General features: G+C 24.7%; 17 protein-coding genes. 7 read left to right on the forward strand and 10 right to left on the reverse strand.

Features of this window, described 5'->3' with window-relative positions; all coding sequences use genetic code 11:
• Positions 1-20: 20 nt before the first annotated feature.
• On the reverse strand, positions 21-227 hold the full coding sequence (locus SFBM_RS07620) for a (2Fe-2S)-binding protein (RefSeq protein ID WP_005805048.1): 207 nt from the start codon (positions 225-227) through the stop codon (positions 21-23).
• 151 nt (positions 228-378) lie between these two features.
• Positions 379-534 (reverse strand): hypothetical protein, encoded by a 156-nt coding sequence (locus SFBM_RS08090; RefSeq protein WP_007439798.1) that lies wholly within the window; start codon positions 532-534, stop codon positions 379-381.
• 28 nt (positions 535-562) lie between these two features.
• Between SFBM_RS08090 and SFBM_RS07625 the strand changes: the two genes are divergently transcribed.
• From SFBM_RS07625 to lonC, 4 genes are all read left to right on the forward strand, one after another.
• Positions 563-2,329, forward strand: a complete 1,767-nt coding sequence (locus tag SFBM_RS07625) for an LTA synthase family protein (RefSeq protein ID WP_242821627.1) — start codon at positions 563-565, stop codon at positions 2,327-2,329.
• A gap of 27 nt (positions 2,330-2,356) precedes the next feature.
• Positions 2,357-3,913, forward strand: coding sequence for a methionine--tRNA ligase (gene metG, locus SFBM_RS07630; RefSeq protein ID WP_014018079.1), 1,557 nt, complete (start codon positions 2,357-2,359; stop codon positions 3,911-3,913).
• A gap of 267 nt (positions 3,914-4,180) precedes the next feature.
• Complete coding sequence (gene rplI, locus SFBM_RS07635) at positions 4,181-4,624, forward strand: 50S ribosomal protein L9 (protein ID WP_005805045.1); 444 nt, start codon at positions 4,181-4,183, stop codon at positions 4,622-4,624.
• 46 nt (positions 4,625-4,670) lie between these two features.
• On the forward strand, positions 4,671-6,593 hold the full coding sequence (gene lonC, locus SFBM_RS07640) for a Lon family ATP-dependent protease (protein ID WP_005805044.1): 1,923 nt from the start codon (positions 4,671-4,673) through the stop codon (positions 6,591-6,593).
• Positions 6,594-6,596: 3 nt separating this feature from the next.
• On the opposite strand, the gene SFBM_RS07645 is transcribed toward lonC, so the two are convergent.
• The gene (locus SFBM_RS07645; protein ID WP_007440293.1) at positions 6,597-7,139 is read right to left on the reverse strand and encodes a helix-turn-helix domain-containing protein; all 543 of its coding nucleotides are present in this window, start codon (positions 7,137-7,139) and stop codon (positions 6,597-6,599) included.
• A gap of 147 nt (positions 7,140-7,286) precedes the next feature.
• Between SFBM_RS07645 and dnaB the strand changes: the two genes are divergently transcribed.
• Positions 7,287-8,606, forward strand: coding sequence for a replicative DNA helicase (gene dnaB / locus SFBM_RS07650; RefSeq protein WP_007440294.1), 1,320 nt, complete (start codon positions 7,287-7,289; stop codon positions 8,604-8,606).
• Positions 8,607-8,669: 63 nt separating this feature from the next.
• Here dnaB and SFBM_RS07655 read toward each other — a convergent pair whose 3' ends face one another.
• The 7 genes from SFBM_RS07655 to SFBM_RS07950 all read right to left on the reverse strand — a co-directional run bounded on the left by SFBM_RS07655 (position 8,670) and on the right by SFBM_RS07950 (position 12,610).
• Positions 8,670-9,059 (reverse strand): 23S rRNA (pseudouridine(1915)-N(3))-methyltransferase RlmH, encoded by a 390-nt coding sequence (locus SFBM_RS07655; protein ID WP_005805041.1) that lies wholly within the window; start codon positions 9,057-9,059, stop codon positions 8,670-8,672.
• On the reverse strand, positions 9,056-9,445 hold the full coding sequence (locus tag SFBM_RS07660) for a 23S rRNA (pseudouridine(1915)-N(3))-methyltransferase RlmH (protein WP_005805038.1): 390 nt from the start codon (positions 9,443-9,445) through the stop codon (positions 9,056-9,058). Before SFBM_RS07660 ends, SFBM_RS07655 begins: the two co-directional genes overlap by 4 nt.
• Entirely contained in the window at positions 9,430-9,927 is a 498-nt protein-coding gene (locus tag SFBM_RS07665; protein WP_005805037.1) for an SEC-C metal-binding domain-containing protein, read from the reverse strand. The genes SFBM_RS07660 and SFBM_RS07665 overlap by 16 nt, the downstream gene beginning before the upstream one ends.
• A 23-nt stretch (positions 9,928-9,950) precedes the next feature.
• Positions 9,951-10,109: a CxxH/CxxC protein gene (locus SFBM_RS07870; RefSeq protein ID WP_005805036.1), complete on the reverse strand. Its 159-nt coding sequence runs from the start codon at positions 10,107-10,109 to the stop codon at positions 9,951-9,953.
• A 5-nt stretch (positions 10,110-10,114) separates the two neighbouring features.
• Entirely contained in the window at positions 10,115-10,894 is a 780-nt protein-coding gene (locus SFBM_RS07670) for an MBL fold metallo-hydrolase (protein ID WP_005805035.1), read from the reverse strand.
• Between the two features lie 16 nt (positions 10,895-10,910).
• Positions 10,911-12,197, reverse strand: coding sequence for a UDP-N-acetylglucosamine 1-carboxyvinyltransferase (locus SFBM_RS07675; protein WP_014018080.1), 1,287 nt, complete (start codon positions 12,195-12,197; stop codon positions 10,911-10,913).
• Between the two features lie 254 nt (positions 12,198-12,451).
• A complete protein-coding gene (locus tag SFBM_RS07950; protein WP_005805033.1) occupies positions 12,452-12,610 on the reverse strand; it encodes a DUF1540 domain-containing protein in 159 nt (52 codons plus the stop codon).
• 130 nt (positions 12,611-12,740) lie between these two features.
• Here SFBM_RS07950 and SFBM_RS07680 point away from each other — a divergent pair, with 130 nt between their 5' ends.
• Both SFBM_RS07680 and SFBM_RS07685 read left to right on the forward strand, forming a co-directional pair.
• Positions 12,741-13,241, forward strand: coding sequence for a hypothetical protein (locus SFBM_RS07680; protein ID WP_014018081.1), 501 nt, complete (start codon positions 12,741-12,743; stop codon positions 13,239-13,241).
• Between the two features lie 63 nt (positions 13,242-13,304).
• Positions 13,305-14,495 (forward strand): S8/S53 family peptidase, encoded by a 1,191-nt coding sequence (locus SFBM_RS07685; protein WP_014018082.1) that lies wholly within the window; start codon positions 13,305-13,307, stop codon positions 14,493-14,495.
• Positions 14,496-14,515: the final 20 nt, after the last annotated feature.

A 14,515-nucleotide genomic window follows, 5' to 3' on the forward strand; every position in this document is an offset into this window, starting at 1 on the left:
ATACTAAAGTATCCTCCCCTTTATTTATCTGATTCTTCTATAAGTTCTATAATTTTACTCCTACACCTAGCTCCTTTACATCCACCTCCAGTTGCTCCAGTCTTTTCTTTTATTTTATCAACTGTATCAGCACCATCTTTTATACATTCATTAATGGTAAACTTATCAATTCCCCTGCACAAACATATCTTTGTTAATTTATCTTTTATCATAGTATCCTTATCCATTAATTTATCACCTCATAAACATTATACACTTTATTAACTCTATATTTCAATGTATAATAAGCTATATAGTATTTAGTATTTTTCATTTTAACTTAAATATTATGCTTAAAAATTTTAATAATAATGAAAAATATAATAGTAAGCTTATAATTCAATACATTATAATCTGTATACTGTTCTTCATTTTAATTGAATTAATACATAGACAAGACCTTAAATCTATATACAATTTTTTAAGTTCAAACAATATATATATATACTTATATCTAATACTATTTTTTATATTTTCAAGTTTATATACGTTCATATTTAAAAAACCTCTTATATTTTGTGCAATGCACTATAGTGTATGGTGTTTTATTGCATTTATAAGTAATGTAAATATTTATTTTAAAGGTAGTCCATTAATTTTTGAAGATTTATTCTTAGTAAATGAAGCAACTAATATTATTTCAAAGTATCTAAATACCAAACTAATAACTAATGTATTGATATTAATTATTTTATTCTCCATTATATTTATAATTGTAGTAAAAATATCTAAAAACATTAAATTTAAGTTATTTAATTTAAAATATAGGTATTTAAACTTTATACTATACACATTATTTATATATATTTACTTGTTATCTATGGATAAACTTTATAATTATGGTAAATCTATTACATATGTACTAAGTGATTTTAATTTATCAGATACATATTTTAAAAATGGATTTTTACATTCTTTTTATGACTCAACAACCTTATTCTTTTCAAACAATAAAAACCTCGATTACGATATAGATAAAATCTTAAAAATCAAAAATATGTTATCTGAAAATGATTATAATTTTGAAAATCCAGATGTTAATATAATCTTAATTCAATTAGAATCAATATTTGATCCACTTAAATTAAAGGATGTTAAATTTTCTAATGATCCACTTAAAAACTTAAGAAATCTATCAAAAATAAACGAAAGTGGAGAAATAATTGTTCCAGTTTTAGGCGGTGGGACAATTCAATCAGAATTTGAAATACTTACAGGAATTAATATAAAAAACCTTTATACAAAAATGCCTTACTTAAACTTATTAAATAATACTCAAGTAGAAAGCATTCCTTATATATTAAAAAATTATGGATACGCAACAACAGCTATACACAATTATTTTTCGACATTCTATAATCGTACTAAAGCTTACGAAAATATTGGATTTGAAACATTTATACCTATTGAAGCTATGACATCAAGAGAAATAAGTCAAAATTTTTGGTATAAAGATAATATCCTAATAAATGAAATTATAACTAAAATTAAAAATACTCCGGAAAAAGATTTTATATTTGGTGTTACTGTAGAATCACATGGTCCATATAATACGTTAATAAATGGTGACATTGTAGTTGAAAGTAATTCACTTAGTGAGAAAGACTTAATAGAGCTCCAAAATTATACAAATATTATTAAACATGTGGACGATTTCATTCTAAATTTAATAAATGAACTAAATAACACAAATGAAGAATATATTCTAATACTTTATGGTGACCATTTACCTTCTCTTGGAGAAAATCAAAGTACCTTTTCTTCATTAACTAAAGAAGATTTATTTAAGACCCCTTATTTAATAATTGAATCAAATAATAAAAAAATGATATCTATTGATAAAAATACAGAAATTCATGCTTATGAATTTCTGTATGAAATTTTTTCAGATTTAAATATAAATTCCACAATATATCATAGATTCAGAGAAATTTTTAAGGAAGATACAAAATATAACGATTATGAAAAACAATTAATTTTAGATATAAAAAAACAAAATATATACGATAATAGTAAATTTCCTTATGAAATATCACCTATAAAAATAGGCAATAACACTCAAATTATAGAAGATATTAATATAAATAATGATGGAGTCTTTATAATTGGAAATGGTTTTACTGAAAATTCAAAGATTTTAGTTAATGGTAAAAAAATAGATACACAATATATATCTACTAATTGTCTAAAATCTATAAACTATATTCCCAATAATGAGGATGTATTTATAGTTATACTATTTTCAAATAAGAATTCCCCTCTAAACATTAGCAATAAATTCATATTTTAAAAAATAAATGAAAGGATAAATGAAATAATGAAAAATACCTACTATATAACGACACCTATCTATTATGCATCGGGAGATTTACATATTGGACATACATACACAACAATAATAAGTGACTCAATTGCTAGATTTAAAAGACTGCAGGGATACGATACAAAATTTTTAACAGGAACTGATGAACATGGATTAAAAATTCAACAAAATGCAGATAAATATTCAAAACATCCAAAAATATATGTTGATGAGATAGTTGAAAAAATTAAATCTCTTTGGAGACTATTTAATATAGATTATGACATATTTGTAAGAACTACTGATGATTATCATATAAAAACTGTACAAAATATATTTGAAACACTATATAAAAATGGAGATATATATAAAGGCACATATGAAGGACCTTATTGTATTCCTTGTGAATCATTTTTTACAGAAACCCAATTGATTGACAAAAAATGTCCAGACTGTAAACGTGATATAACCATTCAAAAAGAAGAAGCTTATTTCTTTAAGATAAGTAAATATGCAAATAGATTATTAAAACACATAGAGGAAAACCCATCATTTATTCAACCTGAATCAAGGAAGAATGAAATGATAAACAATTTTATAAAACCTGGACTTCAAGATCTATGTGTTTCAAGAACTAGTTTAAAATGGGGAATACCTGTAAAATTTGATCAAAAACACGTTGTCTATGTATGGATAGATGCTTTATCAAATTACATATCTGCTCTTGGTTACAAAAATAATGAAAAAAATCTGATGAATTCTTTCTGGCCTGCTGATCTTCATGTTGTAGGAAAAGAAATTGTAAGATTCCATGTGATTTATTGGCCTATTATGCTATTTGCACTAAATCTTCCACTTCCAAAGCAAGTATTTGGACATGGTTGGCTTCTTATAGACGGAAATAAAATGTCTAAATCCCAAGGTAGTGTAATTGATCCAATTATTTTATCACAACACTTTCCAATTGACTCTATAAGATATTTTCTTTTACGCGAAGTTAATTTTGGAAATGATGGAGTATTTAACAATGAGTTATTTATGTTAAAAATAAATTCTGATTTATCTAATCTATTGGGTAACCTCATATCAAGGACTATATCTATGATAATAAAATATTTCGATGGATTTATTCCTAATCAACTTGAAATATTAAATGAAGATATAGAACTTATAAATTCGGTTAAAAATTTAAAAGATAAGGTTACATCATGTATGGATCAATTAAAAATATCAAATGCCTTATCAGAAATATTTAACTGTATAAGCCTATCAAATAAATACATAGATGAAACTAAACCTTGGATTCTTGGAAAAGAGGAACAATCAAAGGATAGACTCAAAACTGTTTTATATAATCTATGTGAATCAATACGTGTATTCTCAATTCTGCTAGGTCCATTTATGCCAAATACATCAAAACAAATTAAATCTAAATTAAATTATGATGTAGACTCATTTGATTCTATTTCAAATTTTAATGGAACAAAAGCTGGAACCAAAGTTGAAAAAGGTGAAAATTTATTCCCAAGAATAGATATTGAAGACAAATTAAAACAGCTTCTAAATAATTAAATTTAAAAATGCAAATAGAAATTACTCTATTTGCCTTTTATTATACTTTGGATAATAATATACAAATGTATATATATTTTACATTACTTAATTAAGAATTTTTAAATAAATTTTAAACAATACTATAACTGTTAATATGTTATAAATATTATGTTTTTAATATCTAATAATTTTAATAAATACCTCTAAAGCCTTGAAATATATAATTATTAAAACTAAAATATTAATTACTATAATGTAAATTTTTTATTTTACGGAGGTATTTTTATGAAAGTTATACTAACTAATGATATTAAAAATCTAGGAAAGAAAAATGATTTAGTTGAAGTATCAGATGGGTATGCAAGAAACTTCCTATTTCCTAAAAAATTAGCCATAGAAGCTAATAATTCAAATTTAAATACACTAAATTACCATAAAGAGATGGAACGTCAGGCACACATCGAAAAAATTGAAGAATTTCAAAAAATAGCAAATAATTTAAGAGGAAAAGAAATTATAATAAATACAAAACTTGGAAATAATGGAAAACTATTTGGTACAATTACATCTAAAGATATTTGTAATAAAATAAACTCAAAATTCAACTTAAATATAGACAAAAAGAAAATATCGTTTGAACAAGTTAAATCATTGGGAAATTATCCAATCTCCATAAAATTATGTACAGAGGTTTCGGTTAACATGATATTAAAAGTTATTAGTGAATAATTTTTAACTTAATTTAATTTTTATTAAATAATAAGGGGGAGATAATTTGAATTCTAATGTTACAATTGATGAAATTGAGAAACTAATTGAAGAAAGTAATAATATTGAATTTAGAGTTAATGTTTTATATGAAATGCTTGAAAAATTATTCGATAAAAATACCATTAATAGTAGAATTTCTAAATTTAAATTACCAAAATATATTTCAAGTAAAAATATTAATGAAAAACTTTATAGCATAAATGTAATTGCTAGTAATGGAAAATCCTTAATTGACGTTCCTTCTTATGATGAATTAGAAAAAGTTTATTTAATTACCAAGGATATTATAGTTGAAGAAATCAGTCGCAGATACATTCAAAGTAAAATTGAAAATGAAGTTGAAGATATATTAAATGAAAAACAAGATAAATATATTGATGAAATAAAACTACAAATCATTAAAAAAAATAAAGGTCCAGAAAATACCAAAACTCTAAAAAAATATGCCCAACTTGAGATGCTCAATAAAAAACAATTAAATAAAAGTATACAACATCTTTTAAGACCTAAATCATTTGATGAAATAATAGGTCAAGATAGACCTATTAAAGCATTGATTTCAAAACTTACTTCTGAATATCCTCAACATATATTAATTTATGGACCACCCGGGGTAGGTAAAACTTCTGCAGCTAGACTTGCTCTAGAAGAAGCTAAAAAATTTGATTTTACTCCATTTAATAATAAATCAAATTTCATAGAAGTTAATGGAACAACATTAAGATGGGATCCAAGAGAAGTTACAAATCCTCTTTTAGGATCTGTTCATGATCCAATTTATCAAGGTAGTAAAAAAGACTTAGCAGAAATAGGAATACCTGAACCAAAACCAGGACTTGTTACAGATGCACATGGTGGAGTATTATTTATAGATGAAATCGGTGAACTTGATTTAATATTACAAAACAAATTATTGAAGGTACTTGAAGATAAGAAAGTAGAATTTTCATCAGCATATTATGATCCAGATGATGAGAATATACCTAAATACATTAAATTTTTATTTGATAATGGAGCACCTGCAGATTTTATATTAATCGGTGCTACTACCCGTGAACCACATGAAATAAATCCTGCTCTTAGATCCAGATGTACCGAAGTATTTTTTGAACCTCTAACATCAACTGATATAGAAAAAATTGTAGTAAATTCCGCTAAAAAATTAAATATAACATTAAAAGATGATGTACCGTCAATAATAAGCGAACATTGTATAGAAGGTAGGAAAGCAACAAGTATAATAAGTGACGCATATGGTTATGCGATATACAAGAACAAAGGAAATAAAAATTCAAATATTGTGATAACAAAAGATATAGTAAAGGAAGTTTTATCATTATCTCGTATTTCTCCTTTTGTAGAGAAAAATAAAATAGAAGATCCTAAAGTTGGTTTAATAAAAGGACTTGGAGTTAATGGATTTTTAGGTTCCGTTTTAAATTTTGAATGTGAAACTTTTAAAGCCAAAAATCCCTCAAAAGGCAAACTTAGATTCAATGAAACAGCTGGTTCTATGGCAAAAGATTCAGTATTCAATGCCTCAACCGTTATACGTAAGCTTACTGGTCTAGATTTAAACGACTATGATATACATTTAAATGCTATAGGTGGTGGTAAAATTGATGGTCCATCTGCAGGAGTTGCGGTAACTATATGTATATTAAGTTCTATTTTAAATAAACCAGTACCTCAAAATATAGCCATAACAGGTGAAATATCAATTAAAGGAAACATTAAAAAAGTTGGAGGTATATTTGAAAAGATATATGCTGCAAGAAAAAGTGGATTAAAACATATCATAATCCCAAAAGAAAATGAAAATGATATTCCTAAAAATATAAAAGATATTAACATTATTTGTTCAGATAATATTAATGATATTATAAAATTTATATTTAAAGATCCTTCCTTAGTTAATATTATTTAAGGTTTAAAAATTTGGAGGAGTACTTACCCAGATGACACATGCCTCAATATGATTAGATGTATTCTCTATATAGTGATCTGTTTCTGGTGAAAAATAAAAGGACTCTCCTTTTTTTACCCTTATCTTCCTATTTCCCAAATTTAAATAAATACTTCCTGAAATAACATATCCAAACTCTTCTCCTTCATGTGGATCTTCTTTAAATGTTTTTCCTCCACCCTTCAAATACACTATAATAGGTTCCATTCTATTTTTCTGAGAATTTGGAACAATCCAATGTATATCATGTTTTAATTCTTCATTATTAGTTATAAAAAAATCATTCTTACCAAAACATATTTTCTCATTATCTTCCTGACTAAAAAATTCTTTTAAATTAGTTCCTAAACACTCTAAAATATCCACAAGTGTAGCTATTGAAGGTGAAGTTAAATCCCTTTCTAATTGAGATATAAATCCTTTAGATAATTCACTTCTATCTGCCAATTCTTCCTGAGTAAGACCATTTTTAATTCTTAAATGTTTTATTTTTTTACCGATCTTCATTACAAACTCCATATAAAAAATTAATAAATATTAAACTTAAAGTTTAAAATAGTAAACTTATTATAATTTAACATTATTTTATTTGTCAATTAACATAATTACCTTCTATAATATATAATGAAATATTTTATAGAAGGAACTAATTTTATGGATAATAAGATTTCACCAAATAATATAGAATCAGAACAAACACTATTAGGTGCAATGATAATACATAAAAATACCATTCATGAGATACTAGACAATATAAATGTGGATGATTTTTATAAAGATGTGCACAAAAATATTTTTAAAACTATAAAAAAGATGTTTTTAAAAGATATACATGTAGATTTAATTTCTCTTATTGAATATTTAAAGAAAGATTCTCTATTAGAATTATCTGGTGGAGCATTATACATAACTGATATATCAAATTCAATAGCCACAATTGCCAATATACAAACACATATCAAAATAGTTAAGGATAATTCCATACTTAGAAAACTTATCAAAATTTCTAATGATACTCTCGAACGTATTTATAAAAAAGAGGATCCCAATCTATTAATAGAAAATATACAAAAAAGTGTATTTGATCTCTCAATATCAGAAACTAAATCTGATATTGAACCACTTAATAACATATTAGATAGAACAATTAAACACATTGAAAATTTATATGTTAATAATTTATCTTTTGTTGGATTATCCACAGGGTTTTATGATTTAGATATAAAATTATCTGGATTACAAAAATCCCAAATGATATTAATAGCTGCAAGACCATCTATGGGAAAAACTACTTTTGCTTTAAATATAGCTGAAAATGTAGCAATTAAAGAAAATAAAACTGTACTTATATTTTCTCTTGAGATGAGTAAGGAACAATTAACTAGTAAATTAATATCATCAATAACAAAAATTAATATACAAAAACTTCAAACGGGAAATTTAGATGATTCTGATTTAGATAGATTAGTTAAAGGCACAGAAATTATATCTAAAGCAAAAATATATATCGATGATACCCCTAATATATCAATAACAGAAATGAGATCAAAATGTAGAAAACTTAAATTTTCTACCAACATAGATTTAATAATTATAGATTATCTTCAACTTATGAGTGGAAATACGAGAAATGAAAACAGACAGCAGGAAGTTTCAGAAATATCTAGATTCATAAAAGCATTATCGAAAGAAATTAATTGTCCTATAATTGCATTATCCCAGTTATCCCGTGCTCCAGAGCAAAGATCTGATCATAGACCAATGTTATCTGATTTGCGTGAATCAGGATCTATTGAACAGGACTCTGATATAGTAATGCTCCTATATAGAGATGAATACTACAATAAAGATACAGAATATAAAAATATTGCTGAATGTATAATTGCAAAACACAGAAATGGTGAAGTTGGAAACATAAAACTTGCATGGATAGGTCAACATTCAAAATTTGCAAATCTAGATAATAAACATTAAAGGGAGTATTCAAAATTGAATACTCCCTTTAATGTTTTTAAAAATATACTTTATCAGTATAAATTACTTATGATATGGTTCATTATTGATTATTTTATATGATCTATATATTTGCTCCAATACAATTAAAAACAATAAATCTATATCTACATTAAAACATACAAAACAAATATTATGATATAAATTAGATGTTCCAAAAACAATATTAATATTTTTTATTCTATCCATACTTTTAAATCTTATAATATTACTAAATTCAATAGAATCCATATACTCTCCATCTATTGATATATTAATATTATACGAATCACTCTGATCAAACAATTTACTATTTAAACAATAATAAATATTAATCTTTACAAACTTGTCAATTCTTCTAAAATAATCCATTATTGCAGGAAATAAATCAGAATTCCTTAAGTCCTTCTTATTTAAAAATAAATTTATCCTCATTTATAAAACATCTCATTTATAAATTTCAATGCAATTAACCTAAATATCTGATGTGGATACGTAAAACTACTTAACCTAATTGTATAATTACACTTAGTCTTTATTTCATTACATACCCCTTCACTACCACCAACTATAAAATAGATATTTTTATTAATATTCTTAAGTTTATTAATTTCACCTAAGTCTCTGACACCATTTACATCAAACAATACATATAAACTATCCTTGTTCTTATTTATTATATTCAATATACTCTTACTCTCTAAGATTCTATCACTTTCTTTTATAGTTATTAAATCAACAGAACCTTTATAATATTTCTCTGATTTCTTAAAATAATCTTTCAATGTACCAACAGAAATTAAACTTACCTTCCGCAACATTTCTTATATTTTTTACCACTACCACATAAACACAATTCATTTCTTCCAATTTTTATACTATTTACTACAACTTTAGATGATCTCCATTTGGTTGTAATTTCTTTAATCTTATCACTAGATAAAATATCCTTCCATTCTTGTAAATTGAATAAATAATCAGCTTTAGCATCCAACATATTAAAATATAATTTTTCCACATCAATATTAAAATCTATTTCATCATTTAATGTAATATTTTCTATATCTACATTCGTATTTAAACTCTCACTTATACCATCAACAAACCCTACTATAAATTCCTCACTTATACCATATTTCTTAGATAATTGACTAATACTAGAGGTAAATCTAAAACTTTTATTCCCAAGTATATCCTTATAAATTTTTAATTCTACACTTTTATACTCATTCCAAAATACTGCTTCACCTTTTGTCTTAACGAATTCAGTAACCATATTAGTCCATTTATCATATAAATTCATAAAAACACCTCTTTAAAATATAATTAATCCATTACAATATATTTTGCATACTTATTGCAATAATTACAATAATTATTATCCCTATCAAATTCAATATTCGGAACTAATTCATATGTGTTAATAAAATCATCAATAACATAACCTATATGTTCCTCACATGAACAATATATATTATCTATCATTATACTCAAAACCTCATATAATTACTTGGTAAACTTCTGTGTGCAATAGTTAACTTCAAATCTTTTCCAATTTTCATACCATGATTTAAAATAATTTTTTCTGAAGTTTTGTATGCAAGTTCAGGAAAATTACTTGTAATACTTAAATGTCCCAAAATAACTCTTTTATAAGATATTTCTGCTAATTTAACTATCGTTAATGCGCATTCCTCATTTGACAAATGCCCATGATCACTAAGTATTCTTTCTTTTAAAAAATAAGGATAATTACTAAGTCTAAGCATATCTTCATTATAATTACTCTCAATCAATATCACATCTGAATCTTTTATATTATCAAAAACATCCTTTGACATATAACCAATATCAGTAGCTATACTCAACTTTTTTGTTCCATCTAAAATACTATAGCCAATTGGATCAACAGCATCATGAGGTAATTTAAAGGTTCTAATATCTAAATCACCAATCGAAAATTCTTTATTATCTATTATGTTTATTCTTTCTACACCTTTTAATTTATCCTCAATATTTTTAAATGTCAATTCATTTAAATACAATGGAATATCTAAACTTTTACATACTACACTGGCTCCTTTATAATGATCTAAATGTTCATGCGTTATTAATATACCACTAATTAAATTAGGTTTCACATTAATCATATTAATAGCATTTAATAATGATTTTTTTGATATTCCTATATCTATTAAAATATTTGTTCTATCACTTCCAACAAAAAAACAATTACCAGAACTACCACTACTTATAGAACAAAATTTCATTTTACCCCCAGATAAATTATATTATATTTTTAAATTCCTTAATATCACTTCTGTATTCTCTATATATATTAGCACCCAATTTCCTAAATTTTTCTTCTATATGAGGATATCCCCTATCTATATGTTTTATTGAAACTATTTCTGTAGTTCCCTCTGCCACTAATCCAGCTATAATCATAGCAGCCCCAGCTCTAAGATCTGTAGCTCTAAGCTTACATCCCGTAAGCCTATTTACTCCATTTATAATAGCAGCTCTTCCCTCAATCTTAACATTTACCCCCATTTTCTTTAATTCATCAAAATATTTAAATCTATTTTCAAATATACTCTCACTTATAATACTAGTCCCTTCAGAAATACTCATAAGGACACCTATTATTTGTTGTACATCAGTTGGAAATCCTGGATATGGCGCAGTTTTAATATTTACGCCTTTCAAACGTTCAACACTTTTAACCAAAATACTGTCATCATATTCAAAAATAGTTACGCCCATTTCTATAAGTTTTGCTGTTATGGACTCTAAATGCTTTGGTATTACATTTTTAATCAATACTTCCCCTGTACAAGCTGCAGTTGCCATCATGTATGTAGATGCTTCTATTTGATCTGGTATTATTGAATAATTACATCCTAAAAGTCTATTAACACCAGTTATTTTTATAATATCTGTACCTGCACCTTTTATATTTGCTCCCATTAAATTCAAAAAATTCGCGACATCAACAACATGTGGTTCTTTTGCAACATTTTCAAGAACAGTAACTCCATCTGCAAAACATGCTGCTAACATTACATTTATAGTTGCCCCTACACTTACCACATCAAAAAATATATTATTCCCAACCAATTTATCAGTTTCAGCAATCACTGATCCATGTTCAATCCTAATATTAACACCAAGTTTCTCCAACCCTCTTATATGTTGGTCTATAGGACGATCACCTATGCTACAACCTCCTGGTAAATCTACGATTGCTTTCTTAAATCTTGCTAATAGCGCACCTATTAAATAATAAGAGGCTCTCATATTATGTACATCATCACTATCAGCTCGATAACTTTGTAAATCAGAGTTATCTATTATTAATGTATTATTTATTTTTCGTACATTAGATCCCAAAGTCCTCAATATTCTCACTAATTTATTTACATCTTCTATATCAGGCATATTATCTATTACACAAATTCCTTCACTACACATAACTGTAGCTGGTATCACAGCAACTGCTGCATTCTTCGCACCACTAATTTCTATACTTCCATAAAGTGGATTAGATCCATTTATTATAATCTTTTCCATCTATTCTCCCTACTTTAAATTGAGTTTAAATATAATAAAAATATCTCATAAACAATTCTTATTAAACTTTTTTAAAGTCGCTCCTAAATATTCTAATTTTATTGGTGTTTTTTGTCAATATTCTTAACAATCAACCTAATATTTTTCTAAATTTTAGTTATTATTATTTCTTCGTTTAAATAATTTTATTCATATCAAAAAATAAAGCATTCCCCACTAACTACAATTAATTATAGTATAGGAATGCTTCATCACTATTTCATAGACTGAAAACTTGCACAATCTGTTGACTCTATATTTTTGACTATTGCATCATGTTTAGTTATCTTTATTTTGTCTAAAGTACAGTATTGATTTTTGTCATTAAATTTACATTCTACTACATTACACAATATATTGTTATTCTTCAACATTTTTTTACCTCTATCTTAAAACAAACTCACTATTTTATTATTAATTCTTATTATTTTTTTATTCTATATTATGTTATAATCCTATTATTACATTTAGAGGAGGATTTTAGGTTCATATACCTATATTAATATGAAATATATTATTAAGTGTGGACTTACAGATAATTCTATAAAAGACTTAAAATATTTTGAACATAAAATTTCAAAAAAATATAATCAAATAAAAAATAAAAATATATTTTACGTACCATTAATTAGCTTTAATTACAATGATTATATTAAATTCAATCCACAGTTATTAAAAAAACTACAAAAATTTCAAACATTCAGAATTAATGTATCTGATATTAAATTTCAAAATAAAATAGTTTATTTACTTATAAAACCTCTTGGTTTCATATCATCAATACAGAGGTTGTTAGAAGAATATTTTATAACCAATAATATTAAGTATAGTAAACTGAATAAATGGGATTATTTATTCATAGAATATACAACTATCAACAAACTGAATATAAATATAGATGATTTATTTTTCCCATCATATATAAAGATTTCATCAATAAATATATTTAGAGAAAATAGCAAAAAAAATACTCCAATAGAATCCATAAATTTAAAAAATATATAAAAAAATCACCTTAATTAATCAATATAATAAACTAAATTATATATTAATTTTAAGGTGATTTTTATGATTACTATTAAAAATAAAATACACACTAATCTTTTAAATATATTTAACAAACGTACACTTACTAATTACAGAATAATATTAGAACTAAACAATAGCTCTCCAAAAATAATAAAAAAAATCCAAGACAATCAAAATTGTACTCTAATACACCATATGTGCGATTTAAATATCATATGTTGTATAGTATCTCATAAATTATTAAACATGTTAATAAATTCCCCTGAAGTTAAATACATTTCTTTTGACTCTGAAGTTTTCTTATGTGGAAACAAATTATATTCAGAAATTGAAAAACCCAATTATAAAACTATGCCATATAACACTAACTTAACTGGTAAAAACATACGCATAGGTATAATAGATTCAGGAATTTATCCATTAAATATTTTTATTAAACCAAAAAATAGAATAGTATTATTTAAAGATTTTATAAACAACATTTCATATCCATATGATGATAATGGACATGGTACAGCTATGTGTAATATAATAGGTGGAAACTTCATATATAAAAACACCGTACTTAAAAATTCCTCAGAATGCGACTTTTGTGTAATCAAAACATTTGATAAATACAATAAATCGTATTGCTCATTGATTTTTAAAGCTATTGATTTAATATATGAAATTTCTGCTAAATTTAATATTCAAATATTATACCTTCCATTTGAACTTCATGAATTTAATAAATTTATACTAGATATATTCCAAATTTTAATAGATAAAATATCCAAATCTAATATTATTGTATTAGTACCATCAGGAAATAATTCAACTAATTACTGTTCACTAAAAGGTCTATCATTACTTGATAATTGCCTTGTAGTAGGAGGTATTAACTTCAAAGATTCATCAAAAGGTATTTATAGTAATAAATTTATTAAACCTAATATAGTATCTATTTACGAAAATATCTATTTGCAAAATATAAATACCAAGTATGTTCCAGAAAAAAATAATCAATATATATATCCAACTAAACCCAATAATTCATTAATTGAGTATTTTGGTACCTCCTGTTCATGTGCTTATGTATGTGCTTTGATAACATTACTTAAACAAAAAAACATATCAGTAAATATAAATGATGTTATGTCTTTACTAAAAATAAGTTGTAATAAAACTAACAATTTAGATGATTCTATACAAGGATTAGGTACAATCAACTTAACCCAATTATTAGAATAAATAAACAATATTAATATTGT

This window comes from Candidatus Arthromitus sp. SFB-mouse-Japan, from assembly GCF_000270205.1.
GTDB lineage: Bacteria > Bacillota > Clostridia > Clostridiales > Clostridiaceae > Dwaynesavagella.